Here is a 25171-nt window from a genome sequence, read left to right as displayed (position 1 = left end):
AAAGGATCGGCCGTCAGTTCATCTTGACGTCGAGTTCTTTGGCCACGAGATCGAGCACTTCTTGCCCGACGCGGCCCTTGGCCCATGCGTAGGTCGGCTGCATGGCCTTCTGCCAGGCCTTGCGCTGATCGTCGTTCAGATAGTGCAGCGTGGTCTTGCCCGACTTCTTGATCTCGGCCAGCGCATCCTCGTTTTCCTTGACCGCGATCGAGTTGGTGTAATCGGTCGCCTCGTCCATCGCCTTGTCGAGTGCCTTGCGGATATCCGGCGGCAACCCGTTCCAGAACTTCGAGTTCACGATCACGGCGTATTGCAAATGAGCGTGATAGGAGACCGTGATGTCCTTCTGCACTTCATAGAACTTCTGCGTCAGATAGTTTGAGGCCGTGTTCTCGCAGGCGTCGACCACGCCGGTCTGCAGCGCCTGATAGACTTCCGAAAACGCCATGATCTGCGGAATCGAGCCCATGTCACGGAAGTATCGGTCGGCGATCTTGGACCCGGAGATGCGGACCTTGATGCCCTGGAAATCGGCCGGCATCAGCAATGGACGGTTGGCCGATGTCATGTGGAAGCCGTTGTCCCAATAAGCGAGACCGCTGATGCCCTTGGCCTCGAGCTTCTGAAACAGCCACTTTCCGACCGGACCCTTCATGGCCCTGGTGTAGGTTTCTTCATCCTTGAACAGCCACGGCAAATCGAGCGCCTCGAACTCCTTGATGCCGAGCGGAGCAAATTTGGCGGTCGATGGCGCAAGCATCTGCACCGAGCCGAGTTGCAGTGCCTCGATTTCTTCCTTGTCCTTGTAGAGCGAAGAGTTCGGGTAGACTTCAACCTTGACCTTGCCGTCGGTATACTTCTCGGCAAGCTCCTTGAACTTGAGCGCGCCCTTGCCCTTCGGCGTATCGTTGGCGACGACATGGCTGAATTTGACGACGATCGGCCCTTCGGCCGACGCCAGGCCCGGGGCCAGAAAAATGGCGACCGCAATGCCCGCAAAAAGCAATTTGCGCATGAACTCTCCTCCCAATAGGCGTCGAAACCGGCTCTTTTTGTTTTTCCGGGAGTAGTGGCAGCAATCCGACTGTCAAACAACTAGACCTAAGCCGAATTGGCTGGCCACGAGATCACGCAAAATGCCGCATGCACGAGCCGATTCGGACCGCTCTCCTGCCTACTCCCTGATAATCGCGTGAATCCTAGTGCAGCGCAGCGGCATCAGCCCTTGCGCCGCACTACCATGAACAATCGCCGGAACGGGAAAAGCGTCTGCCCCGCCGAATTCCGTGGATAGGCCTTCGCAACGCGCTCACCATATGCGGCTTCGAAGGCTGCTTTTTCCTGGCCTTGCAGGATGTCGAGATAGCGCGTCAACCACGTGCCCTTGGTCCATTCCTTGACCGGGTTCTCACCCTCCAGTACCTGCAGATACTCCGTCTCCCAGATGTCGACTTGCTCCGACAGCGGCGCCAGCAGGTCATGATAGAAGCCGGGTTCGCCGACCGGCGGTGGCGCTACCAGATGCTCGACCTGGCTGCGCCACGGCCCGTTCAGGGCGGTTTCCGCGATCAGCAAGTGCGACGGCGCTGCGAAATTACGCGGCATTTGCACGGCAAGGATGCCGCCGGGCTCGACCTTTTCCATCAAGGAAGGAAACAGCCTGGCATGATCCGGCAGCCAGTGCAGCGCAGCATTGGAATAGACGACGTCGTATCTGTGGGGCGGCTGCCACGTTCCCAGATCCTGGTGCAGCCATTCAACCTCGGGGGCAGCCTTTTTCCCCGCCGCGACCATTTCCGCCGATCCCTCGACGCCGATGACGTTGGCATCCGGCCATCGCTCCTTGATCAGTTTGGTGACGTTGCCAGCGCCGGCGCCAAGATCGGCGACGCTCCGCACCGGAAAATCCGGGATACGCATCAGAAGATCGACCGCGGGCCTCAATCGATGTCCGGAAAATTTCAGATATTGCTGCGGATTCCATACCATCGTTTTTCTTCTTCCTTTGCCCGACCGCCGGGGTATTACACTTTGTGGCGCTGATCGTTGTGGCGCTGCACGGCCAAATCCATCCTAACATGCCCGCGTGAGCCTTGCCGCTGCGCGCATGTTGTTAACAGAAAGAAAGCCTTCGAACATGGATCTCGATCTCAAGTCCAGGACCGCCGTTGTGACCGGAGCAAGTATCGGGATCGGCCGAGCCATCGCCAAGGGGCTGGCGATGGAGGGCGTACGCGTGGTCGCGGTGGCGCGGCGGAAGGAGCTGCTCGACACGCTTGTGCAGGAGGTCCAGGCCGCCGGCGGCGCTCCGGTAATTCCGGTGGCGCAAGACATCATGCAGCCGGATGCCGCAAAGAATCTCGTGGCCACCGCGGTCATCGCGCTGGGTCACGTCGACATCCTGGTCAACAACGCAGGCGGCAGCCGGCCCTTGCCGGTGGATGCGCCCGACAGCGATTGGGACGAAGCCATCGCGTTGAATTTCACCTCTTACCGCAAAATTGCCCACGCGCTGTTGCCGCAGATGATCGAACGCCGCTGGGGACGCATCATCAACATAACCGGCAAATCCGAACCCGAAGGCCTCAACGCCGCGTTTGCGGCGAAAGCGGCGGTTCATGCCTGGGCGAAGGGACTGTCCCGCGAGATCGGACAGCATGGCATCACGGTCAATTGCATTCCGCCCGGACGCATCATGAGCGAACAGATCCGGCGCAATTATCCGGAGGATTACCGAAAGCATTTTGCCGAGGAGGAGATTCCGGTGCGCTATTGGGGCGAACCGGAAGATCTCGCGGCGCTGGTGGTGTTCCTCGCCTCCCCCGTGGCGCGCTACATTACCGGGACGGTCATTCCCGTCGACGGCGGGCTTCGCCGGTATCAATTCTAGCGGCGAACGAACGATGCGTCCGGCGCGAACGGCAAATGCCGTTTCCGCGCGCGCTGCCGATCAAGACCACCGATGAATTCGGCGCCTAAACACGCCGAATTTACGCGGCGGAGGATTGGTTCCACCCGTTAACGTCGGCGGCCGTTGCACGTTTTAGCTCCCACCAATAGGGCCACTATTCGTAAGACGACGGCCCGGTATCGCGATAGGCCCAACAGCATTCCCGCGGCAACGAAACCGGCGTTTCGACTCCGACCTGATGCCTCGCGGCGGTGCCGAGTTCGATCACCTCGAGCCGGCGGCCCAACAGTTCGATGCCATAGGCGGTCTGCGTACCCTGATAGCGGCGATCGAGAATTTTGGCGGGGAAAACATTGCCGCCGTCGCATTTGCCGATCGCGATGTTTTCCGGCCGCAACGCAATCCGCACCTTGTCGTCCGGGCCGAGGCCGTGCAGCAAGGCGACCTCGCCGCGCCGCCCGTCACCGAAATCGACCACGCCGAATTCGCCGTTGCGCGCGACCAGCGTTCCCATCAGTTCGTTGGTGGCGCCGGTGAAGTTGGCGACGAAGAGGTCCGCCGGGCGGTTGTAGATCGCGTCCGGCGTGTCCATCTGCAAAAGCTTGCCGTCGCGCATCACGCCGATGCGGTCGCCGAGCACGACCGCTTCCGCCTGGTCGTGGGTGACGTAGAGCGCGGTCATGCCGGTCTGCTTGAGGATGACGCGCAGATCGTCGCGCAGACGCAAGCGCAATTTGGCGTCGAGGTTCGACAGCGGCTCGTCGAGCAGCAGCAATTGCGGTCGATAGACCATGCTGCGCGCCAGCGCGACGCGCTGCATCTGGCCGCCCGACAGCGCGATCACCGGCCGGTCGGCATATTCCGACAGCCCGACAAGCGCGAGCGCTTCATCGACCTTGCGGTTGGCATCGCCGCGCGAAATTTTCCGGTGCTTGAGCGGGTAGACCACGTTCTGCCGCACCGTCATGTGCGGCCACACCGCATAGGACTGGAACACCATGCCGAGTTCGCGGGAGCGCGGCGGCACCAATATGCCGCGTTCCGGCGACGACACCACCCGGCCTGCGATGCTGATTTCGCCGGACGTCGGATGCTCCAGTCCTGCGACGCAGCGCAACGTCGTGGTCTTGCCGCAGCCGGAAGGCCCGAGCAGCACGACGATCTCGCCGGCGGGTACCGCGAAACTGACGCCGTCGATCGCCGGGCGGCCGATCGCGAACTGCTTGCGCAGGTCGGTGACCTCGAGCGTTGCCGTCATGAATGGACTCGCTTCATGCGCCACTCACTGCCGATAGCCAAAAATCTTGTCCCAATCGGCGACCCAGGGACCGTGCAGCTTCACATACTCGTCGAACCTGGGGTACCAGACCTTGACCACCTTGGGATCGAAACCTTCAGGATACACCGGCGGATCTTTCAGCGATGTGAGATTGCCGAGTTCCTTGATCATGAAGGTCTGCCCTTCCTTCGAGAGGCACCAGTTCAGGAACAGCTTTGCAGCGTTGGGATGGGCGGCGGTCTTCGGAATTCCCGACGCATAGGGGTTGACCGGCGCGCCCTCGGGCGGGAAGAAGATCTTGATCGGGGCGCCGTCCTTCTGCTTCGGGTAGATCGCGTTGTAGAGCAACGGCCCCATCGCGACTTCGCCGCGCACCAGCGAATCCGCCATCGGTGCGCCCGAGGGATAGAGGACCGGATGGGTTGACGCCTGCTTGGCCCAATAGTCTTCGCCGAGCACCTGACGCTCGAACATGATGCGGGTCCAAGTGGTGCCGCCGGATTGCGCGAACACCTGTCCCGTCAGCTTGTCATATTCGGGCTTGGTCAAATCCATCCAGGTCTTCGGCGGATTCTTCACCAGTTCGGTGTTGTAGGCGATCGACCAGACCAGCGTCGCGCGCGGCCACAGCTTGGGCGAAATCTGCGCGTCGGGATTGTAATCGGCGGCATTCGGCGGCGCGTAATCCTGGAACATGTCGATCAGGTCGGACATTAGCGCGCGGTCGGAATGATCGACCACATCCGCAATCAGTTTTCCCGCCGCGGCCTCGGTCTTGACTCGGGTGATGAGCTGGCCGCCCGGCGCGCGCACCATCTCGACTTTGATCTCGGGGAAACGCTTGTTGAAGGCCTTGATGACCTGCTGTTCGACCTCGGCAAAGTTCGCCGTGTAGAACACCAGCTTGCCCTCCGCCTTGGCAGCGGCGATCAGTTCGGGCGAGCCGAATTCCTGCGCCTGCGCCGATGCGCTTGATGCCATGCAAAGCCCGGCGAGGCCGGCCAAGACGATTGCAGTGGTAAAAGCCCTTCTATTCATAGCCAATCCTCCCATTATTCTTATCCCGTGCGGGCGACGCTGCTCTGTGCCGCGCCGCGCGACAGCCAGTTGGCGCCGCCGATGAGCACGCCGAGCAAGATCGTTTGCACGATGCTGAAGGCGGCGGTCTTTCCGAGATTGCCGCCTTCGTAATAGTCGAGCAGCAGCACCGACATCACCATGGTGTTGCTGGTATAGAGAAACAGCGACGAGCCGAGTTCGCGGATCGCCAGCACGAACAGCAGCGTCATCGACGCGATCACGCCGGGCCGCGCCAGCGGCAGCACGATCGTCCGGATGGTGCCGAACATGCCCCTGCCGCAGACCCAGGCCGCCTCTTCCAGTTCGCGATGGATTTGCAGGAACGAGGTCGACAGCGCCTTCACCGTGTCCGGCATGAAGCGCGCGATGAAGGCCAGCGCCAGAATCCAGATCGTGCCGTAGAGCCCGCCGGGAATGCCGATCCAGGCCCAGAGGTAGGCGACGCCGACCACGAGGCCGGGAATCGCGACCGGCACGGTGGAGATCAGATCGATCCAGCGCCGGCCGGTGACCTGCGTGCGATGAATGGTGTAGCCGATCGCAAACGCCAGCGTGCCGCCGACCACCGCGGTGATGATGCCGACCTCGACCGCGTTATAGATCGAGTTCAGCGTCAGCGGATTGTCGAAGATGGCATTGAAATGCATCAGCGAATATTGCCGCATGTCGAACAGGCTGGCGGCGTCGCGGATGAACATGAATTTGCGGAACCCGGCCACGATCAGCGCCAGCGACGGCAGGATCACCACCACGAAGAGATAGACGACACCGATGGCGAAGGTGAGCCAGCGCCAGCGCCCGAGATCGAGGGTGCGCGGCCGGAAGGCCTTTCCGGCAACCGTGGTGTAGCTGCGGCCGCTCAGCACCTTCTGCTGCAAAAACACCAGCGCCCCGGTGACGACCATCAGGATGATCGCAACGGCCGCGGCGGTATTGTAGAGCGGCGGCGACCAGTTGGTGAGCTTGAAGATATAAGTGGTGAGCACGGCGAGATTGGTCGGCGCGCCCAGCACCGCCGGAATGCCGTAGATGCCGAGCATCACGATGAACGACAGCAGCATGCCCGAGACGATCGCAGGCATGATCAGCGGGAACGTCACCGAGAACAGCGTCGCGAACGCGCTGGCGCCGGAAATTTCGGCGGCCTCCTCCAGGCTTGGATCCATGTTGCGCAGCGCCGATGACGTGAACATGTAGACATAGGGCGCGTAATAGATGCCGAACACGAACACCAGGCCCCACAGCGAATAGAAATCGACGTGCCAGTCGAGCCCGATCCATTTGAACATGGTGTTGATCAGACCAGTTTTGGGCGAGCCGAGAATGGTCCACGCGACGCCCGCGACCAGCGGCGGCGCGAACAGCGGCAGAATGCTGGCGGCGGCGATAAAGCCCTTGAACGGCGTATTGGTGCGAACCACGATCCAGGAAAACAACAGCCCGATCGCGACCGCGATCGCCGTGCCGCCGCCGCAGGCGATCAGCGTGTTGAGCAGCGCCTCGGCGACATTCGGATTGACCAGCACGGTGAGGAAGTTCGTGACCGAGAGATGGCGCAGGCTGAACCCGTCGACCACCGGATTGGTGTCGGTGAGCGCGCCGAGCAACAGCATCAGCACGGGATAGACGACCAGAAAACCGAGGATCGCGAGCAGCGAGCCGACCCACAGACCGGTCCACACGCGCCGGCGCACGCCCTCGCTGGCGCTCCGCGTGACCTCGCCGCGCCGGTCCGTCTGTCCGTGCAAAGCGCTTTCCCCTCAGCCTGCGAGCGGCTTTCTTTATTCTTGTTGCGGTCAAGCTTAGTCGATGGTGCGGCCGGCGGGAAGTAGCAGAAAGTCGACGTATCGAGCCATCGACCGCCAAAATTGACTCAAGGAGGCATCCTCCTTATCGCTGGACCAACTCCCGTTGCGACACGGTGCCACATCCCAGGGAAACAGCAGGTCGGAGGTCACGTGACAGATCGAACAGTGGGCATCATTGGCCTGGGCATCATGGGCGGTGCCATCTCCCGCAATCTCATCGAGCGAGGCTGGGCAGTCGTCGGATTCGACACCGAGCCGTTGCGCAGGCGCGAGCTTGAGCGTTCCGGCGTGACGATCGCCGATGGCGCAGGCTCGGTCGCGGCCCGCGCGGCGATCATCATGACGAGCCTGCCCAACGCCGATGCCGCCAATGCCGTTGCCGCACAAATTGCCGGTTGTGGTCAACCCGCGCGCATCGTCGTCGAACTCAGTACGCTCACCATCGCGGACAAGCTGCATTTCAAGGCCATCCTCGAGCCCGCCGGTCATATTGCGCTCGATTGCCCGCTCAGCGGAACCGGCGCCCAGGCCGCGGTTCGAGACCTCGTCGTCTATGCGAGCGGCGACAGCGCCGCGATCGCGCGGTGCCGTGACCTGTTTGCCGACTTTGCCAAGCAGAGTGCCGATCTCGGCGCTTACGGTAATGGCAGCCGGATGAAATTCGTAGCCAACCATCTTGTCGCCATTCACAACGTCGCCTCGGCGGAAGCGATGCTGCTGGCGGAACGGGCCGGGCTCGATCTCGATCAGGTGATCGAGATGGTCGCGCCCGGCGCGGGCGGTTCGCGGATGTTTCAGATGCGCGCACCGATGATGGCAAAACGCAGTTATGAGCCGGCAACGATGCGGATCTCGACCTGGAAGAAGGACATGGCCATCATCGCCGAATTCGCCAGCGACCTCGGCTGTGAAACGCCGCTGTTCACGACGACGCAGCCGGTCTACGCCCAGGCGATGGTGATGGGATTGGGCGATCAGGATACGGCCGCCGTGTTCGAAGTGTTGAAGGCGAGCGGCACCTGACCGTTGCTGATTTTGCGCTGCATCAAAGCACGGCAACGTTCGCGATCAGCAATTCCCAATCGTTGCGCTACGTAGTTATCGCTTGATCATTAATTATTTCCGGATGATAAATCAGGCGACGCCACATTTTTCCGGCGACGATCCCATGCGGCCCAATCCGTCAGAAGGCGGATGTGCCTGTGCAAGAACAATAATTCAAGAAACAAGAACAAAGCGTCAGGGAAACATCACCGGAGGACGACAAGTGCCGATATCACGACGACAATTCGTCAGCACCGCGGCCGGCGTCGGCATTGCGAGTGTGGCTGCACCTCGACTGACATTTGCGCAAAACAGCGGACCGATCCGCATCGGCTTGCTGGCAGCCAAGACCGGCCCGCTCGCGTCCGGCGGGATCGACATGGAACTCGCACTGACCATGTTCCTGAAGGAGCGCGACAACACACTTGCGGGCCGCAAGGTCGAATTGATTGTCGCAGACACCGCCGGCGTTCCCGCGACTGCGCGTACCAAGGCGCAGGAACTGATCGAAAAAAATAGTATCCACTGCGTCATCGGACCGCTCGCGGCCTTTGAGGCGCTCGCGATCGCCGACTATTTGACGGAAAAGGAAGTCCCGACGCTGGGCGTCGCCGCCGCTGAAGACATGACGCAACGGCATCCAAGCCCGTGGTTCGTTCGCCTGACCTCGACCTCGGCGCAATGCGCCTACCCGCTGGCCGAATACTCCGCCAAGGAACTGAAATACAAAAAGATCGTCACCATTGCCGATGACTTCGCCTACGGCCATGAAATGTGCGCCGGCTTCCAGCGCGCGTTCGAGGACAATGGCGGCAAGATCATCCAGAAGATCTTCACGCCGCTGGCGACGCCCGATTACGGCAGCTACGTCGCGCAAGTGAAAGGCGCGGACGCGATTTTCCTGGGCACCGCCGGCTCCAACGGATTTCGTTTCCTGCGCCAGTTCATCGAATACGGCATGAAAGACAAAATGGCCGTGATCGGAGGAATGACCGCCCTCGACGAATCCGTGCTGCGCAACATGGGCGACGAGGCGCTGGGGATCCTGACCACCAGCTGGTATTCGGCGGAACTGGACAATGCGGCCAACAAGGTGTTTGCGCCGGCGTTCCGCAAGCAGTTCAAATACGATCCCGGCTATTACGCCGGCAGCACCTACCTCTCCGGCCAGGTCCTCGAAGCCGCGCTGAAAACCATCAACGCCAATGTCGAGGACAAGAAGGCCCTGATGGCGGCGATCCGGGGCAGCAACGCCGACACGGTGCGCGGCCTCGTCAAGTTTGACGACCTCGGCAACGTGATCGGCAACGTCTATATCCGCAAGGTGACGCGCAGCGACGGCCGCCTGGTCAATTCCGTGATCAAGACCTATCCCGACGTCACCCAATTCTGGACCTATGACAAGACTGCGTTCCTGAAGAACCCGGTCTATTCGCGCGACTATCCGCCGGCAAAAAATCTCGAGCCTTAGCCATTCCGCCATAGCAGCGACCAGCCGCAGGTTTCCGAACGAGATCGGCAGACGATGCAATTTTGGATCATCCAGGGTCTCAACAGCCTCTCGCTGGGTGGTCTGCTGTTTCTGCTGGCGTCGGGCTTCTCGCTCATCTTCGGCTTGATGCGGCTCGCCAACCTGACGCATGGCGCGTTCTTCATGCTCGGCACCTATTTCGGCGCAACCGCGATGCGGGCCTATAGCGACCTCAGCATCTGGACCGTGGCGGTTTGGGCCGGCGTTGCCGTTGCCGCGCTCGGCGGGCTGTTCGAGCGGCTGGTGCTGACCAGACTGAAGGCCAATCCGCTGGGCCAGGTGCTGGTGACACTCGGCATGTCCTTCATCATTTCCGACGCCTGCCTGGCGCTATGGGGCGGCGATTCGATACCGGTACCGACGCCGCGGAATCTGCAGGCGCCGACGCGGCTTTTTGGCTTCGTGTTTCCGACCTATCGCCTGGTGCTGGTGGGGTGTGCCATCACGGCGGCGATCACGCTGTATCTCCTGCTGGAACGCACGCGGCTTGGCGCCATGATCCGCGCCGGCGTCGATGACGCGCAGATGGCACGCGCGGTCGGGATTCCCGTCTCGAACCTGTTCACGATCGTATTTTGTCTCGGTGCGGGCATCGCCGGCGCCGGTGGCGTGCTGGGCGGTCCGATCCTGTCGGCCTATCCCGGGCTCGACGGCGACATGCTGCCCCTGGCGCTGATTGTCGTCATCCTCGGCGGAATTGGAAGCCTGCTCGGCGCGTTCATCGGCAGCTTCATTGTCGGCTTCATCTACACGTTCGGGACCGCGCTGTTTCCGGAATTGGCCTATATCATCCTGTTCCTGCCGATGATCCTTGTGCTCGCACTCCGGCCCCAGGGCCTGCTGGGGCGTCAGGGCGCATGAAGTGGATCGCAGCCGTCCTGTTCGCAGCCCTGCTTGTCCTGCTGCCGTCCGTCGCGGGCGACTTCTACGTCAACCTCGCCAGTCAGATCCTGATCGCGGCCATTTTCGCGCTCAGCCTTAACCTGCTGGTCGGGTTTGGCGGGATGACGTCGCTTGGACACGCCTCCTTTCTCGGGGTAGCCGCCTATATCTCCGCCCTGCTCACCAGCCGTTATGGCTTCGCGCACGGACCCGCTGCGATCGTCTCGATCGCCGGCACGACCGCGATGGCCGCCGTTTTCGGCGTCATCGCACTCCGCGCGTCGGGCCTCGGCTTCCTCATGATCACGCTCGCGCTGTCGCAGGTGCTGTGGGGACTTACCTATCGCATGTCCAACGTCACGAACGGCGACAACGGGATTGCCGGCCTGACCCGGCCAATGCCGTTCGGCCTCTCGCTCGACAGCGCCGCATCGTTTTACTGGTTCGCGCTGGCGGTGGCGTCCGTTTCCTTCCTGATGATGACGACGTTCGTGTCTTCCGCCTTCGGATCGTCGTTGAAGGGCGTTCGCGACCAGCCGCGACGGATGGCGGCCCTCGGCTTCAATCCCTGGATGATCCGCTGGATCACCTTCATCTATGCCGGCTTCTGGGGCGGCGTGTCCGGATTGCTCTATGTCTATTACAACAAGTACATCCATCCGACATCGCTATCCACCACGAGTTCGGCCGAGGCGCTGCTCGGCGTGATCGCCGGGGGCTCGGGGACGCTGAGCGGCCCGGCGGTCGGCGCAGCGCTCGTACTGCTCTTGAAGAATTACGCGTCGGCCTATGTCGAGCGCTGGAATATGCTGCTCGGACTCGTATTCCTGTTCATCGTTCTGGTGATGCCGACGGGGATCGTCCCCGGCTTGAGCAAGCTGCTGAACCTGCGCAGGGGCTCGCGATGAATTCCGCGAAACCGACCTGTGCGCTCGAGATCAGCCATCTCAGAAAATCGTTCGGCGGACTGGTTGCCACGCACGACGTCTCGCTCGCGATCCGGCCGGGTGAACGCCGCCTGATCATCGGCCCGAACGGCGCCGGCAAGACAACCCTGTTCAACCAGATCACCGGTGACCTGCAGTCGACTGCGGGACAGATAAGATTGTTCGGTGTCGACGTTACGCAACTGACACCCTACCGGCGCGCGCATCTCGGATTGGCGCGCACCTACCAGATTATCACGCTGTTCGATCGCGACACGCTGGAGCACAATGTCACGCTCGGCCTGCTCGGCCTGCGGCCGTCGCGCTGGCAGATGTGGCGTCCAGTATCTTATTACGGCGATCTTTCGACCGAAGCCCGACGCATTCTGGATGCGGTCGGGCTGCTGCATCTGGCAGACAGCCTGGTTTCCGACCTTGCTTACGGCGAAAAACGCCGCGTCGAACTGGCGATGGCGCTTGCGCAAAAGCCCCGCGTGCTGCTGCTGGACGAGCCGCTGGCGGGGTTGTCCAATGCCGAGCGAGCTACCGTGAAAGCGCTGATCGCGGCGATCCCGCGCGAAACTGCGGTCGTCATGATCGAACACGACATGGATACCGCGCTCGACCTTGCGGAGACCGTGACGCTGTTGAATTACGGCCGGGTCATCGTTGATGGCGAGCGTGACGCCGTGGTCGCGGACCCCAAAACGCGTGAGGTGTATCTTGGCGTCTGATGCGCTTCGCCTGACGGATGTGCAGGCTTTCTATGGCGACGGCCACATCCTGCATGGGGTCAGTTTTGCCCTGCAACCCGGCAAGGTGCTGGCATTGCTGGGCCGCAATGGCTCGGGAAAGACAACCTGCATTTCGACCATCATCGGGTTTCTCAAGCCCAGAGGGGGCGAGATCAGGCTGTTCGGGGAAGCCATCGAAGGCCTGAGCCCCGAACGCATCTCGCATATGGGCATCGGTCTCGTGCCGCAGGGCCGGCGCATCTTCCCTTCTTTGACGGTGTGGGAAAATCTCGTCGTGGCGCGGCAACGCCGCAGCAAGGTTGCGACGCCATGGGACGTCGACCGGATTTACGACATGTTTCCGCGGCTGGGCGAGCGCCACAAGCAAATCGCCGGCACGCTTTCCGGCGGCGAACTGCAGATGCTGGCGATCGCCCGGGCGCTGATGGGCAATCCCCGCGTTCTGCTGCTGGATGAACCCTCGGAGGGCCTCGCGCCGCTGATCGTGGCCGAGGTCGGGCGCACGATCCGGCGGCTCAAGGAAGAAGGGCAATCCATCGTCCTGGTCGAGCAAAATCTCAAGCTCGCGCTCGAAGTCGCAGACCAGGCGGTGATCCTCAATACCGGACGTTGTGTATTCGATGGCTCGCCCCAGGAGCTGACGGACAACGATGCGATCGTTTCACAAAATCTCGGTATCTTTCATGCGCATTGAAATCGGTATCTTTCATGCGCATTGAAAGAAGAATTCCCGTTGAAAAGGAGGTTCGATCATGAAAGTCGGCGTATGCGGAACGGGACGAATGGGATCATCGATTGCACAGCGATTGATGGCGGTCGGGCACGACGTTGCGGTCTGGAACCGGGACACGGCGAAGACCAGATCGCTGACCGATGCGGGTGCAAAATTGTTCGCGTCGCCCACCGAACTGGTGGAGGGTTGCGAAGCCATCGTCGTGATGTTGCTGAATGACGCTGCCACCGAAGCGGTCTATCGCGGACCAAAGGGTATTCTGACGGGTAAACTCGCCGGCAGGCTTTTGATCGACATGAGCACGCTGCGGCCGGACACCATGCAGTCGATCGGAACCGCCGTCACGCAGCAAGGTGGCGGCTTCGTGGAATGTCCCGTCGGCGGAAGCACCGTCCCCGCCAGGGAAGGAAAACTGTTCGGCCTGGTCGGCGGGGCGCGCGACGATGTCGGCCACGCGATGCCGATCCTCGAGCAATTGTGCCGGCGCATCGAACATGTCGGCGAACTCGGCTCAGGCGCCACCATGAAGCTCGCGATCAACCTGCCGCTATTGGTGTACTGGCAGGCACTGGGCGAGGCCCTCACCATCTGCGAGCCGCTCAAGCTGGCTCCCGATCGGCTCATCGATATCCTGTCCGACACGGCCGGCACGCCGACCGCGATGAAGGGGCGTGGCGCCGTCATCGCCAAGGGATTGAGCGGGCAGCCGCGCGGCGAGACCGCGTTCGGCATCAGCGCCGCGAAAAAGGACCTCGCGACCGCCGTGCAATTCGCCGCCTCGATCCATGCAGCGCTTCCGGTCGCGTCGAGTGCGCTGGCCTGCTTCGAGGAAGCCGAAGCGGCCGGTCTCGGCAAAGCCGATGCCACGACGGTCTCGGTCCGCTGGCCGCAGCGAAACGCCGCCAAATCGAACTAGCGAACAACAGAAGAAAAAGGAAATGCATCCCATGATCGAGAAGAAAAATCGCTATGGCCGTACCGCGGCACGGATCCACGACGCCGACGGCCTCGCCCGGCGACCGTCGTCCGTCACCATCGATATCCACGCGCACATCGTGGTTCCCCAGGCCGCCAAGCTCGCCCAGCCCCATGTCGATGTCAGCCGCATCCCGCTCGCGCATTTTGCCGATGCTGCCACCAGGGAAGTTAACGCGCAGCAGGAAAAGGATGTCGGCGAGGTCATGACCACGATCGATCGCAGGCTGTCCGACCTCGACCGGATGGGCATCGATATCCAGGTCGTGGCCCCTGCGCCAGGCCAGTGCTACTATTCGATCGATCCGAAAATTGCCGAGAAAGCCCACCGGATCGCCAATGAAGGCGTCGTCGAATATTGCGCGCGCAAGCCGGACCGCTTCGTTGGCCTCGGCGTGGTCACGCTGCAGGAGCCGGAACTCGCGGTACGCGAGCTCGACTATGTGATGGGTGAACTCAAATTGAAAGGCGTCGAGATCCTGACCAATGTCGACGGCCAGGAATTATCCGACCCGAAATTCCGGCCGTTTTTTGCGAGAGCCGAACAACTCGGGGCATTCATCATGATGCACCCGAACGGCTTTACCCATGGCGAGCGGCTGACCCATTTCTATCTCAGTAACGTTCTCGGCAATCCGCTGGACACCACGCTGGCGCTCCACAACCTGATCTTCTCGGGCACGCTGGCGCGTTTTCCGGAACTGAAGCTGATGGCCGTACACGGCGGCGGCTATCTTCCCGGCTATTCCGGCCGGATCGATCACGCCTGGGGCGCCCGCCGGGATTGCCACGCCGACCTGCCGCTGCCGCCGACCACCTATCTGCGGCAGGTTTATCTCGACACCGTTGTGTTCAGCTATCACCAGCTGGCCTACCTGCTCGACCTGTTCGGGCCGGACCGCATCCTGATGGGCACCGATTACCCCTTCGACATGGCCGAATACAATCCGATCGGCCACATCGCGGGCATCCAGGGCATCGACGAGGGCACGATCGCGCAGCTCGCCGGAGGCAACGCGATGCGCGTGCTTGGTTTGGATTGAAGCACGCTGCGCCGGGGGTCGCGCGGTATGTCGTTCAAGAGAAGCAACAAGCTCCGTCATTCCGGGACGCGCTACTTGGCGCGGGCCCGGAATCCATAACCACGATCGGGAGTATGGATTTCGGGCTCGTGCTTCGCACGCCCCGGAATGACGGGGAGTGAATTTCCGACGTCCCTCCCCGTCATTGCGAGGAGCAAAGCGACGAAGCAATCCACACTTCCTTTGCCGCCCAATGGATTGCTTCGCGGAGCCTGTCATCGGGCGCGCGTGCGCGCGACCCGTTGGCTCGCAATGACGATGTGCACCGCGCCGAAGGCCGCCGGTACGTTGGGAACGCTCGTCGCAAATCAGCCCACTCGCAGAATCAAACCAGGCCACCGTTTGCCGATACTAATCTTCGTTCCGCCACGCACCCAACAGGAAGCCTTTGTGCTTTCTGCGGTTTGGACCGGCCTGCGACTGAATGTCGGTCAGGTCGGTATCGCGGCCGAGGCGATCGACGGCCAGCTTCGCAAGCAGCCCGATCGTGAGAAATGATCCGAAGTAAAGTGCCGCTACCAGAGATGCTCTCATGACTGACCTCGCAATAGCTTGGCCTGAAACGCGAGCATCGCGCCGATCCGCGGCCGAGGCAACCTCTGAATGCCGTCATTCCGGGATGGTGCGTTAGCACCAGACCCGGAATCTCGAGATTCCGGGTTCGATGCTTCGCATCGCCCCGGAATGACGACTGAATTTGACAACAAAATCCAGCCCGACGGGCAAATCACCCAAAACCTGTCCAGCCCCCTCCGAAAAAATATTCTGCTTGTCCCGTCGGCCAAATCAGTGGCGTTTCTCCGCCCGTCTCACCCGACAAGAGGGGCGGCTCGCGATCGTCACGAACGTGCGGTGGGATGCGGTGGACGCGAAAGCTGCGACTGACGAGCGTGGCTGACGCGGACGGCGAAGTCGTGTGGTCCTGACGCCTCGACGCTGGCGTCAAGTTCGTGAGAAGCACGCTTCTCACGGGCGACGGTGACAAGAAAGCCCGATCACCGGGGAGAGCGCGTTATAAGCCGTAAAACCATTGCGCAGGGAATGCCGGATTGCCTCCGCTGAACCTGTATGCTCGTGTGCGTTTTTTTTGTGCATGTTTGCACACGAGACCGCGGGTGCGGCGCGCATCCGGCGTTCCCTGCGCCCTCTGATTGGAGAGGGCGGAATGTTGAGAGCAAAACTCGCGCGGATCGTGCGGCGAGATCGCGAAACTGTGTTTGTCGCGTCGTCCCGGCCTTGAGCCGGGACCCATACTCCGCGGCCGTTCGGTCAAGGGCGGTTGTGCGACACCTTCAGCAACAACAGACGACCGGGATTATGGGTCCCGGCTCAAGGCCGGGACGACACCTATGTTCACCTCGCCCGCAACGCCGCCCCCCTTCGCATACGCAGCATGCAATGGCGCGCCTGTGGAACGCGGTTTGTCCGTAGTACATGCCGCTATGGACGCCATCGCTCAAGCCTAGAGAACCCGGCAGGATGTCAGTAGAGATTATCGCAAAACCACCTGCCACAACTCCGATGGACGGCTTGCCGCCAAAACTCCGGCGATGGGCGGTGGCGGCGATCTTTACCGCGCTGGCGATGGCCTCGCTGGATACGGCCATTGCCAACATCGCCCTGCCCGCGATTGCCGCCAACCTCCATGTCAGCCCCGCCGAAGTGGTGTGGGTGGTCAACGTCTATCAGATCGCGCTGGTCGCCACGCTACTGCCGCTCGGCGCGCTTGGCGAAATCGTCGGCCACCAGCGCATCTATCTCGGCGGGCTCTTGCTGTTCACGCTGGCCTCGCTCGGCTGTGCGTTGGCGTGGTCGCTGGAGAGCCTGCTGGTCGCGCGCACGCTGCAGGGGCTCGGTGCCAGCGGCCTGATGAGCGTGAACACGGCGCTGGTCCGCTTCGTCTACCCGACCCGCATGCTCGGCCGTGGTTTTGGCCACAACGCGCTGGTGGTCGCAACCGCGTTCACGCTCGGGCCGACGATCGCCTCCGGCATCCTGGCGTTCGGGCCCTGGCCGTGGCTGTTCGCGGTCAATCTTCCGTTCGGCGTGATCGCACTCCTGATCGGCCTGAAGACGCTGCCGTCGACGCCGCGCGCCGGGCACGCCTTCGATTTCGCAGGCGCCGCGCTGGCGGCCGGCTGCCTCGGGCTCTTCATTACCGGCATCGGCAGCGCCGCGCACAAGGCGTCGACCGGCGTGGTGTCAGGCGAACTCGCCGCCGCGGTGCTGCTGGGCTGGATCCTGACCCGGCGGCACGCCGATCACCCGGCGCCGATGCTGCCGATCGACCTGTTCCGGCGGCCGATCTTCGCGCTGTCGGCGGCCACCGCGGTGTGCTCGTTCGCGGTGCAGGGCCTGGCGTTCGTCTCGTTGCCGTTCTACTTCGAGGACGTGCTGCTGCGATCGCAGGTCGAGACCGGTTTCTTCATGACCCCGTGGCCGCTCGTGGTCGCCATCATGGCGCCGATCGGCGGCCGGCTGTCCGACCGCTATCCCGTCGGCATTTTGGGCGGCATTGGCCTCGCACTGCTCGGTGTGGGAATGGTGCTGCTGGCAACGCTCCCTGCTTCGCCCGGCGTCGCCAACATCGTCTGGCGTATGGTGATCTGCGGAATCGGATTTGGCTTCTTTCAAACGCCCAACATGAAGGCCCTGATGTCGAGCGCGCCAGCGCATCGCAGCGGCAGCGCCAGCGGTATCGTCGCGACCGCGCGCCTGACCGGGCAAACGGCCGGTGCGGCGCTCGCAGCGCTGTGCTTCGCCCTCGCCGGTCACGATGGCGCGACGCTTGCATTGGCGCTCGGCGCCGGATTTGCCGCGCTCGGAAGCGTGATGAGTTTTTTGCGTCTGGTGGTCGGCGCGCCGCCCAAGACATGATTGCCATGCCGGCCAGATGATGGAGCCGGTGTAATGTGGATCGGAGGACGAGTTGCGACTTCTCAGTCTGCTGGCCGGTGCGCTGCTGTTGCTGTATCCGGCCACCCCGCGTGCCCAGACCGTTTGGGATATGCCGACCGAATATCCGGAGAATGCAATGCCGGGACTCGGCCTGACGACATTTACAAAACATGTCGCCGAATTGAGCGGCGGAAAACTCCAGATCAAGCCGAGCTTCGATGCCACGGCCGGCATCAAATCGGCCGGCATGCTCACCGCGATTGCGGACGGCCGGGTGCAGGCCGGCGATGCGTTTGCCGGCTCGCTGGAATCCGAAGACGCGATCTTCGCCCTGCCCTCGCTGCCGTTTCTGGTGACATCGACCACCGATGCAAAACATCTTGCCGACATCGCGCGGCCCTATCTCGCAGCGGCGCTGCAGAAGAAGGGCCTGCGGCTGCTTTACCTGACGCCGTGGCCGCCGTCCGGCATCTGGTCGAAGACGCCGCTGAAGACAGCGTCCGATTTGTCCGGCCTTTCGATTCGCACCTATGACAAGACATCCACCGAGGTGTTCGCCGGCGCCGGCGCCAAAGCCGCATCGATCAGTTTCGCGGACACGATGCCGAAACTGGTCGACGGCAGCATCAACGCGGTGCTGTCGTCCGGCGATGGCGGCGCCGGCCGCAAGCTTTGGGAGTTTTTGCCCTATTTCAGCGAGATCACCTATTCGCTGCCGCTGTCGGTCGCGAGCGTCAATCAGGCGGTCTATGACGGCCTGAGCGGCGATTTGCGCGAGGCCGTCGATGCGGCCAGCCGTCAGACCGAGCGTGAATTGTGGCTCGCGCTGTCGACCCGGCTGCAGGAGAACTATCAGCGCATGCGCCAGAACGGCGTCACCATCGATTCAAGTCCTGCTCCCGCCATCGCCGAAGCGCTGCAATCGGGCGCCGCAGCGGTGCAGCGCGCCTGGTGCGTCAAGTCGGGCCCGGCCTGCGTCCCAATTCTCGACGCCTTCAGGGCGAGCAAGCCGTAACGTCCGCCATGAGTGCGCTCGTATTTGCAAGTCAGGAATGCAGCGCAGGCGCAACACCGGCAGATCACCTTTCTTCCGCATTGCAAACGCGTTTTCTTGATTTGAATCGTTCCAGCTTCCAGTCCAACATCGCCCCAAGGTTCAGTTGGAGAATTGAATCAACACAGGGGAACGCGATGGCAAACCTCACTATCAACGGCAAGACAATCGACGTCGACGTGGAGGCGGATACGCCGCTTCTTTGGGCAATCAGGGAGAACGTCGGACTGACCGGCACCAAATACGGATGCGGCATTGCACAATGCGGCGCCTGCACCGTTCATATCGACGGCGTCGCGATGCGCTCATGCGGCGTTTCGGTCAGCGAAGCCGCCGGCAAGCAGATCACCACCATCGAAGGCCTCGGCCCCGATGGCGCGCTGCACAAGGTGCAGGAGGCCTGGATCGCCAATGATGTTCCGCAATGCGGCTATTGCCAGAGCGGCATGATCATGGCGGTGGCAGCACTTCTGAAGGAGAAGCCGAAGCCGACCGACCAGGACATCGACGAGGCCATCACCAATATCTGCCGATGCGGAACCTTTCAGCAGGTTCGCGAGGCCATCCACGAAGCCGCGAACGCGTGAGGGGGGCAATCATGAACCAGCACAGCATGCCCAAACTCAATCGCCGCGCTTTCGTGATCGGTACCGCTACCGCGGGCGCCGGTCTTGCGCTCGGCCTCGATCTTCCCTTCGGCGGTCCGACCGTCGTGCGCGCCGCCGACGGCGCGCCTGAGGTCAACGCCTGGGTGGTGATCCGCCCCGACGATACCGTCGTGATCCGTATCGCCCGTTCCGAGATGGGACAGGGCACCCTCACCGGCCTCGCGCAACTCGTTGCCGAAGAGCTCGAATGCGACTGGTCGAAAGTCACGACCGAATTTCCGACGCCCGGCCAGAGCGTCGCCCGCAAGCGCGCCTGGGGCGATTTTTCCACCGGCGGCAGCCGCGGCATCCGCGCCAGCCAGGAATATGTCCGCAAGGGCGGCGCCACCGCGCGCGTGATGCTGATCCAGGCCGCCGCCAACGAATGGAAGGTGCCTGCCTCGGAATGCTCGGCGGCCAACAGCGTCATCACCCATACGCCGTCGGGCAAGACCACCACTTACGGCAAGGTGGTCGAAGCCGCCGCCAAGCTTGAGCCGCCGGCCGACGTCAAGCTGAAGGATCCCAAGGACTGGAAGATCGTCGGCAAGGGCGTGAAGCGGCTGGATACATCAGACAAAACCACCGGCAAGACGGTCTACGGCATCGACCTCAAGCTGCCCGGCATGCTCAACGCCGCGATCAAGGATTGCCCGGTGTTCGGCGGCAAGCTGAAGAGCTTTGACGAAGCCAAAGTCATGGGCATGAAGGGCGTCAAGAAGGTGGTGCGGGTCAACGACAGCGCGGTCGCCGTCGTCGCCGACACCTGGTGGCACGCCAAGACCGCGCTCGACGCGCTGCCGGTCGTCTGGGACGAAGGCGACAACGCCAAAGTCTCGAGTGCCACGATCGCCAAATGGCTGGGTGAAGGGCTCGACGATTCGCAGCAGGCCTTCGTCGGCAACCAGAACGGCGACGTCAAAGCGGCCATCGCCGGCGCCGCCAAGAAGGTCGAGGCGGTCTACAATTATCCCTACCAGAACCACGCCACCATGGAGCCGATGAACGCCACCGCGCTCTACACGTCAGATAAATGCGAGGTCTGGTGCGGCACCCAGAACGGCGAAGCGGCGTTTGCCGCAACGCTGGAAGCCTCCGGCCTGCCAGCCGACAAATGCGACGTGCACAAGCTGATGCTCGGCGGCGGTTTTGGCCGCCGGGGCCAGACCGACTATGTCCGCCAGGCGGTCTTGATCGCCAAGCAGATGCCGGGCACGCCGATCAAGCTGTTATGGTCGCGCGAGGAGGACATGCAGCACGGCCTGTATCACCCGATCACGCAATGCAAGATGACCGGCGCCTTCGACGCCGACAACAATCTGATCGCCCTGCGTATGCGCATATCCGGGCAGTCGATCCTGTTCAGTCTGCGTCCGGAGGCGTTGGTCAACGGCAAGGACCCGGTCGCGTTCCAGGGCCTCAATGCCAGCGGCGAGGCGGCGATCGGCTATTCGATTCCCAACCTTTTGGTCGATCACTCGATGCGCAATCCGCACGTCCCGCCCGGCTTCTGGCGCGGCGTCAACGTCAATCACAATGCGATCTATCTCGAATGCTTCATGGATGAGTTGGCGCACTCGGTCGGACAGGATCCGCTCGAGTTCCGCCGCAAGCTGATGACCAAGCATCCGAAGCATCTCGCGGTGCTCAACGCCGTGGCCGAGAAGATCGGCTGGGATACGCCGGCCCCGCAAGGCGTCTATCGCGGCATCGCCCAGCACATGGGCTATGGCAGCTACGTCGCGGGGGCTGCGGAGATATCCGTCACCGATGGCACCAAGATAAAAGTGCATCGCATCGTCGCCGCCACCGACCCCGGCTACGCCGTCAATCCGGCGCAGATCGAACGGCAAATTGCGGGCTCCTTCGTCTACGGGCTGACCGGCCTGTTCTACGGTGGCTGCACCGTGAAGGACGGACGGATCGAACAGTCCAACTTCGACAATTACAACTCGATGCGCATCAACGAGATGCCGAAGGTGGAATCAATCATCATGCCGAGCGGCGGCTTCTGGGGCGGCGTCGGCGAGCCGACCATCTGCGTCGCTGGACCGGCGGTGCTCAACGCCTATTTCGCGGCAACGGGCAAACGCATCCGTTCGGTGCCGCTGAGGGACCAGAACATCACCTTCGCCTGACGCAGCGAGCGGCGGCCTCACGGCCGCCGCTCCGGTTTTCGGATTGTGCTTATGGACGTCACGGGCCGGCCGACGCGCAGAGCTGTCGCTCGCGGCATCGCCGCCTCTGCCGCGGCTGCGGCCTTGTCGTGTCCGTCGTTCGCACAATCCGCCGCGCGTATCGTCGTGATCGGCGGCGGCTTTGGTGGCGCAAGCTGCGCGCGGGCACTACGGAAGCTCGATGCAAGGCTACAGGTGACATTGATCGAGCCGAACCGCATTTTTACCGCCTGCCCGTTCAGCAATGAGGTGATCGCAGGCTTGCGGGAAATCGAAGCGCAGCAATTCGGCTATGACAAAATCGCCGCCGATGGCGTGACCGTGATTCCGCAGGCCGCCGCAAAGGTCGATCCGCACGCGCGCACGGTCGGCCTGGCCGACGGAAGTTCGGTCAGCTACGACCGCCTGGTGCTGGCGCCCGGCATCGACCTGCGCTTCGACGCATTGCCCGGCTATGACGAAGCGGCATCCCTCAAGATGCCGCACGCCTGGAAGGCCGGCGAGCAGACGACGCTGCTGCGAAGGCAGATCGAAGCCATGGAGGACGGCGGCGTTGTCGTGCTGGCAGTGCCCGCAGCACCTTTGCGCTGTCCGCCCGCGCCATACGAGCGCGCCAGCCTGATCGCGCATTATCTGAAGACCAAAAAGCCGCGCTCGAAGATCCTGATCCTCGACGCCAAGGATGGCTTTTCGCAGCAGCGATTGTTCGAAGCCGCCTGGAAGGAACTGTATCCCGGCATGATCGAACGGATCGCGCTGTCGCAGGGCGGACGGGTCACCTCGGTCGATCCGGCGACCGGCACCATCGTCACCGACTTCGGCAATTACACGGCGCAAGTCGCCAGCGTGATCCCGCCGCAAAAGGCCGGCCACGTCGCCGAGATCGCCGGCGCCGCCGACAACACCGGCTGGTGCCCGATCGATCCCGTCAGCTTTGGCTCAAAGCTCCTGCCCGATGTCCACGTCATCGGCGACGCCTGCATCGCCGGACAGATTCCGAAATCGGCATCGGCCGCGAACGCGCAAGGCAACGCCTGCGCCGCAATTATCGCGAACCTGATTTCCGGCAAATCGCCCGACATGCCCCGGCTGAACGGCGCCTGCTACAACACGGTCGCGCCCGGCTATGCATTCTCACTGTCGGGGATCTATCAGCCCAAAGAGGACCAGTTCGCCGAGGTCGAAGTCAACACAAGCCCGGTCAATGCCCCGCGCGACGTTCGCCAGCAGGAAGCCGAGAAAGCGCAAAACTGGTTCAAGACGATCACGGTGGACGCCTTTGGCTAGGTCGGCAATCCTGATGATTGGGATCGGGCTCGCGGCGGCGCTGCTTGCGCTGCCCTGCCCGGCCGGCGCGCAGGCCTTGCGCTCCTATGCCATCGTTGGCGACGCCATTCCGGAATCGCTTACGACGACGCGAGGCGACGTTGCACGCGGACACGCGCTCGTCATCGATCGGTCAAACACTTGCATCCTCTGCCATAGCGGCCCATTTCCCGAAGTGAAGTTCCAGGGCGATCTGGCGCCGAGCCTTGCGGGTTCCGGCAGCCGGTGGTCGGAGGGCCAGCTTCGGCTGCGGCTGGTCGACGCCTCCCGCCTCAATGCCGCGACGATCATGCCGTCCTATTATCGCGTCGACGGCCTCAACCGTGTCGGCCCGGCCTGGCGCGGCAAGCCGATCCTGTCGGCCGAACAGATCGAGGATATCGTGGCGTATCTGACAACGCTGCGCGAATAGGAAGCAACCATGCCCCAGCCCCGTGATTCGAGCCGCCGCCAATTTCTCAGCCTCGCCGGCGGCGCGGCCGTGCTGGGCGCTGTCCCCATCGTGACGCTGCGGCCCGCCGAAGCCACGCCGGCGATGCTCGCCACCGCGATCCGCAACGTGGTCGGCGAAGCCGCGGTGCGGACCGGAAAGGTCAAGCTCGACATTCCGCCGCTGGTCGAGAACGGCAACACGGTGCCGATGACGGTCAGTGTCGCCAATCCGATGACGGCGGACAACCACGTCAAGAGCATTCACGTCTTCAACGAAAAGAACCCGCAGCCCAATATCGGCAATTTCTATCTCGGCCCCCACGCCGGCCGCGCGCAGGTCTCGACCCGCATCCGGCTCGCCGACAGCCAGAAGGTCGTCGCCATCGCGCGGCTGTCGGACGATACGTTCTGGTCCGTCAGTGTCGACGTCGTGGTGACGCTGGCCGCCTGCACCGAGGAGGTGATCTGATGCCTTCAGCCCTCATCAACGTACCCCGCACGGCAAAACGCGGCGACATCATCGAGATAAAGACCTTGATGTCGCACATCATGGAGACCGGCTATCGCCACCTCGCCTCCGGCGAAGTCGTGCCGCGCGATATCATCACGAGCTTCAGCTGCCGCTACAACGGCACCGAGATCTTCCGCGCCGACCTTTTTCAGGCCATCGCCGCCAACCCGTTCATCACCTTCTTCACCACCGCGACCGAGAGCGGAAAATTCGAATTCGAGTGGATCGGCGACAAGGGCTTTTCCGAAACCGCCTCCGCCTCAATTACCGTCGAATGAGATTTGCCGGGATCATAGCCCTTGCTGCCCTGCTGACGGCCGGCGCCGTTCGCGCCACGGATATCCCGCAAGACCAGCGCCGCTCCGGCTACAGCTTCATGACGCCGGACACCCAGGCGATGCAGGACGACGACACCGCCAATCCCGGCATGCTCTGGGTGCTCGACGGCGAAGCGCTGTGGAAGCGCAAGGTAGGCACCGCCGACAAGGCTTGTGCCGATTGCCACGGCGAGGCCCGCGCGACCATGAAGGGCATAGCTGCCCGCTATCCCGCGTTCGACAAAGCGCTCGGCCGCCCCGTCGATCTGGAGCAGCGCATCAATCTGTGCCGCGTCAACCATCAGCAGGCGTCGCCGCTTCCTTACGAGAGCCGCGATCTGCTGGCGTTGACCGCCTTCGTCGCGCAGCAGTCGCATGGCATTCCGATCGAGACCGGCGCCGACCCGCAACTCGAACTGTTCATCGCCAAAGGACGCGAGTTGTTCAAGCAGCGGCAGGGGCAGCTCAATCTCGGTTGCACCAATTGCCACGACGATAATTGGGACAAGCGGCTGGCGGGGTCGGCGATCACGCAGGCCCATCCGACCGGCTATCCGCTCTACCGCCTGGAGTGGCAGTCGCTGGGATCGCTGCAACGGCGCCTGCGCGCCTGCATCACGGGCATCCGCGCCCAGGCCTACGACTACGGCGCACCGGAACTGGTCGAGCTCGAGCTCTATCTGATGTCGCGCGCGCGCGGCATGACGGTCGAGGCGCCAGCGGTGCGGCCGTAAGCGCGCCATTTTACTGATGGCATCAACGATATCGCAACCAGCGCGGCCAATCGCGGCACATATCGCTTG

General features: G+C 62.7%; 24 protein-coding genes. 18 read left to right on the top strand and 6 right to left on the bottom strand.

Annotation, left to right across the window (positions count from 1 at the left end; all coding sequences use genetic code 11):
- Positions 1-13: 13 nt before the first annotated feature.
- Both NL528_RS15180 and NL528_RS15175 read right to left on the bottom strand, forming a co-directional pair.
- On the bottom strand, positions 14-1015 hold the full coding sequence (locus tag NL528_RS15180) for a DctP family TRAP transporter solute-binding subunit (RefSeq protein WP_309183484.1): 1002 nt from the start codon (positions 1013-1015) through the stop codon (positions 14-16).
- A 203-nt stretch (positions 1016-1218) separates the two neighbouring features.
- Positions 1219-1989, bottom strand: a complete 771-nt coding sequence (locus NL528_RS15175) for a methyltransferase domain-containing protein (protein WP_309183483.1) — start codon at positions 1987-1989, stop codon at positions 1219-1221.
- A gap of 148 nt (positions 1990-2137) precedes the next feature.
- Here NL528_RS15175 and NL528_RS15170 point away from each other — a divergent pair, with 148 nt between their 5' ends.
- On the top strand, positions 2138-2890 hold the full coding sequence (locus NL528_RS15170; protein WP_309183482.1) for an SDR family oxidoreductase: 753 nt from the start codon (positions 2138-2140) through the stop codon (positions 2888-2890).
- 175 nt (positions 2891-3065) lie between these two features.
- Here the strand turns inward: NL528_RS15170 and NL528_RS15165 are convergent, their stop codons facing one another.
- Genes NL528_RS15165 through NL528_RS15155 form a run of 3 tightly spaced genes read right to left on the bottom strand, consistent with a single transcriptional unit; the run spans position 3066 to position 7018 of the window.
- Entirely contained in the window at positions 3066-4169 is a 1104-nt protein-coding gene (locus NL528_RS15165; protein WP_309183480.1) for an ABC transporter ATP-binding protein, read from the bottom strand.
- Between the two features lie 24 nt (positions 4170-4193).
- Positions 4194-5228, bottom strand: coding sequence for an extracellular solute-binding protein (locus NL528_RS15160; protein WP_309183479.1), 1035 nt, complete (start codon positions 5226-5228; stop codon positions 4194-4196).
- A gap of 20 nt (positions 5229-5248) precedes the next feature.
- Positions 5249-7018, bottom strand: coding sequence for an iron ABC transporter permease (locus NL528_RS15155; protein WP_309183478.1), 1770 nt, complete (start codon positions 7016-7018; stop codon positions 5249-5251).
- A 210-nt stretch (positions 7019-7228) separates the two neighbouring features.
- Here NL528_RS15155 and NL528_RS15150 point away from each other — a divergent pair, with 210 nt between their 5' ends.
- From NL528_RS15150 to NL528_RS15115, 8 genes are all read left to right on the top strand, one after another.
- A complete protein-coding gene (locus NL528_RS15150; RefSeq protein WP_309183477.1) occupies positions 7229-8101 on the top strand; it encodes an NAD(P)-dependent oxidoreductase in 873 nt (290 codons plus the stop codon).
- Positions 8102-8345: 244 nt separating this feature from the next.
- Positions 8346-9593, top strand: a complete 1248-nt coding sequence (locus NL528_RS15145; RefSeq protein ID WP_309183476.1) for an ABC transporter substrate-binding protein — start codon at positions 8346-8348, stop codon at positions 9591-9593.
- Between the two features lie 54 nt (positions 9594-9647).
- Positions 9648-10514: a branched-chain amino acid ABC transporter permease gene (locus tag NL528_RS15140; protein WP_309183474.1), complete on the top strand. Its 867-nt coding sequence runs from the start codon at positions 9648-9650 to the stop codon at positions 10512-10514.
- On the top strand, positions 10511-11443 hold the full coding sequence (locus NL528_RS15135; protein WP_309183473.1) for a branched-chain amino acid ABC transporter permease: 933 nt from the start codon (positions 10511-10513) through the stop codon (positions 11441-11443). The genes NL528_RS15140 and NL528_RS15135 overlap by 4 nt, the downstream gene beginning before the upstream one ends.
- Positions 11440-12195 (top strand): ABC transporter ATP-binding protein, encoded by a 756-nt coding sequence (locus NL528_RS15130; protein WP_309183472.1) that lies wholly within the window; start codon positions 11440-11442, stop codon positions 12193-12195. The genes NL528_RS15135 and NL528_RS15130 overlap by 4 nt, the downstream gene beginning before the upstream one ends.
- Entirely contained in the window at positions 12185-12910 is a 726-nt protein-coding gene (locus NL528_RS15125) for an ABC transporter ATP-binding protein (RefSeq protein WP_309183471.1), read from the top strand. The genes NL528_RS15130 and NL528_RS15125 overlap by 11 nt, the downstream gene beginning before the upstream one ends.
- Before the next feature lie 58 nt (positions 12911-12968).
- A complete protein-coding gene (locus NL528_RS15120) occupies positions 12969-13865 on the top strand; it encodes an NAD(P)-dependent oxidoreductase (protein WP_309183470.1) in 897 nt (298 codons plus the stop codon).
- 31 nt (positions 13866-13896) lie between these two features.
- Entirely contained in the window at positions 13897-14967 is a 1071-nt protein-coding gene (locus tag NL528_RS15115; RefSeq protein WP_309183468.1) for an amidohydrolase family protein, read from the top strand.
- 390 nt (positions 14968-15357) lie between these two features.
- Here the strand turns inward: NL528_RS15115 and NL528_RS15110 are convergent, their stop codons facing one another.
- Positions 15358-15540, bottom strand: coding sequence for a hypothetical protein (locus NL528_RS15110; protein ID WP_309183466.1), 183 nt, complete (start codon positions 15538-15540; stop codon positions 15358-15360).
- A 945-nt stretch (positions 15541-16485) separates the two neighbouring features.
- On the opposite strand from NL528_RS15110, the gene NL528_RS15105 reads away from it, so the two are divergent.
- The 9 genes from NL528_RS15105 (at position 16486) to soxA (ending at position 25102) form a co-directional block, all read left to right on the top strand.
- Entirely contained in the window at positions 16486-17883 is a 1398-nt protein-coding gene (locus NL528_RS15105; protein WP_309183465.1) for an MFS transporter, read from the top strand.
- 52 nt (positions 17884-17935) lie between these two features.
- A complete protein-coding gene (locus NL528_RS15100; RefSeq protein ID WP_309183464.1) occupies positions 17936-18919 on the top strand; it encodes a TRAP transporter substrate-binding protein in 984 nt (327 codons plus the stop codon).
- Positions 18920-19095: 176 nt separating this feature from the next.
- Positions 19096-19545, top strand: coding sequence for a 2Fe-2S iron-sulfur cluster-binding protein (locus tag NL528_RS15095; protein WP_309183463.1), 450 nt, complete (start codon positions 19096-19098; stop codon positions 19543-19545).
- Between the two features lie 11 nt (positions 19546-19556).
- Entirely contained in the window at positions 19557-21743 is a 2187-nt protein-coding gene (locus NL528_RS15090) for a molybdopterin cofactor-binding domain-containing protein (RefSeq protein WP_309183461.1), read from the top strand.
- A gap of 51 nt (positions 21744-21794) precedes the next feature.
- Positions 21795-23069 (top strand): FAD/NAD(P)-binding oxidoreductase, encoded by a 1275-nt coding sequence (locus NL528_RS15085; protein ID WP_309183460.1) that lies wholly within the window; start codon positions 21795-21797, stop codon positions 23067-23069.
- Positions 23070-23082: 13 nt separating this feature from the next.
- A complete protein-coding gene (soxX, locus tag NL528_RS15080) occupies positions 23083-23520 on the top strand; it encodes a sulfur oxidation c-type cytochrome SoxX (protein ID WP_309183459.1) in 438 nt (145 codons plus the stop codon).
- Between the two features lie 9 nt (positions 23521-23529).
- Positions 23530-24009 (top strand): SoxY-related AACIE arm protein, encoded by a 480-nt coding sequence (locus NL528_RS15075; RefSeq protein ID WP_309183458.1) that lies wholly within the window; start codon positions 23530-23532, stop codon positions 24007-24009.
- Complete coding sequence (gene soxZ, locus NL528_RS15070; protein WP_309183457.1) at positions 24009-24329, top strand: thiosulfate oxidation carrier complex protein SoxZ; 321 nt, start codon at positions 24009-24011, stop codon at positions 24327-24329. Before NL528_RS15075 ends, soxZ begins: the two co-directional genes overlap by 1 nt.
- Positions 24326-25102, top strand: coding sequence for a sulfur oxidation c-type cytochrome SoxA (soxA, locus tag NL528_RS15065; protein ID WP_309183456.1), 777 nt, complete (start codon positions 24326-24328; stop codon positions 25100-25102). The genes soxZ and soxA overlap by 4 nt, the downstream gene beginning before the upstream one ends.
- Positions 25103-25171: the final 69 nt, after the last annotated feature.

Origin of the sequence: Bradyrhizobium sp. Ash2021 (assembly GCF_031202265.1) — a bacterium.
In the GTDB taxonomy this organism is placed as follows: domain Bacteria; phylum Pseudomonadota; class Alphaproteobacteria; order Rhizobiales; family Xanthobacteraceae; genus Bradyrhizobium.
Note: the sequence above shows the minus strand (reverse complement) of the source record. Positions and strands in the feature narration are given on the sequence as shown.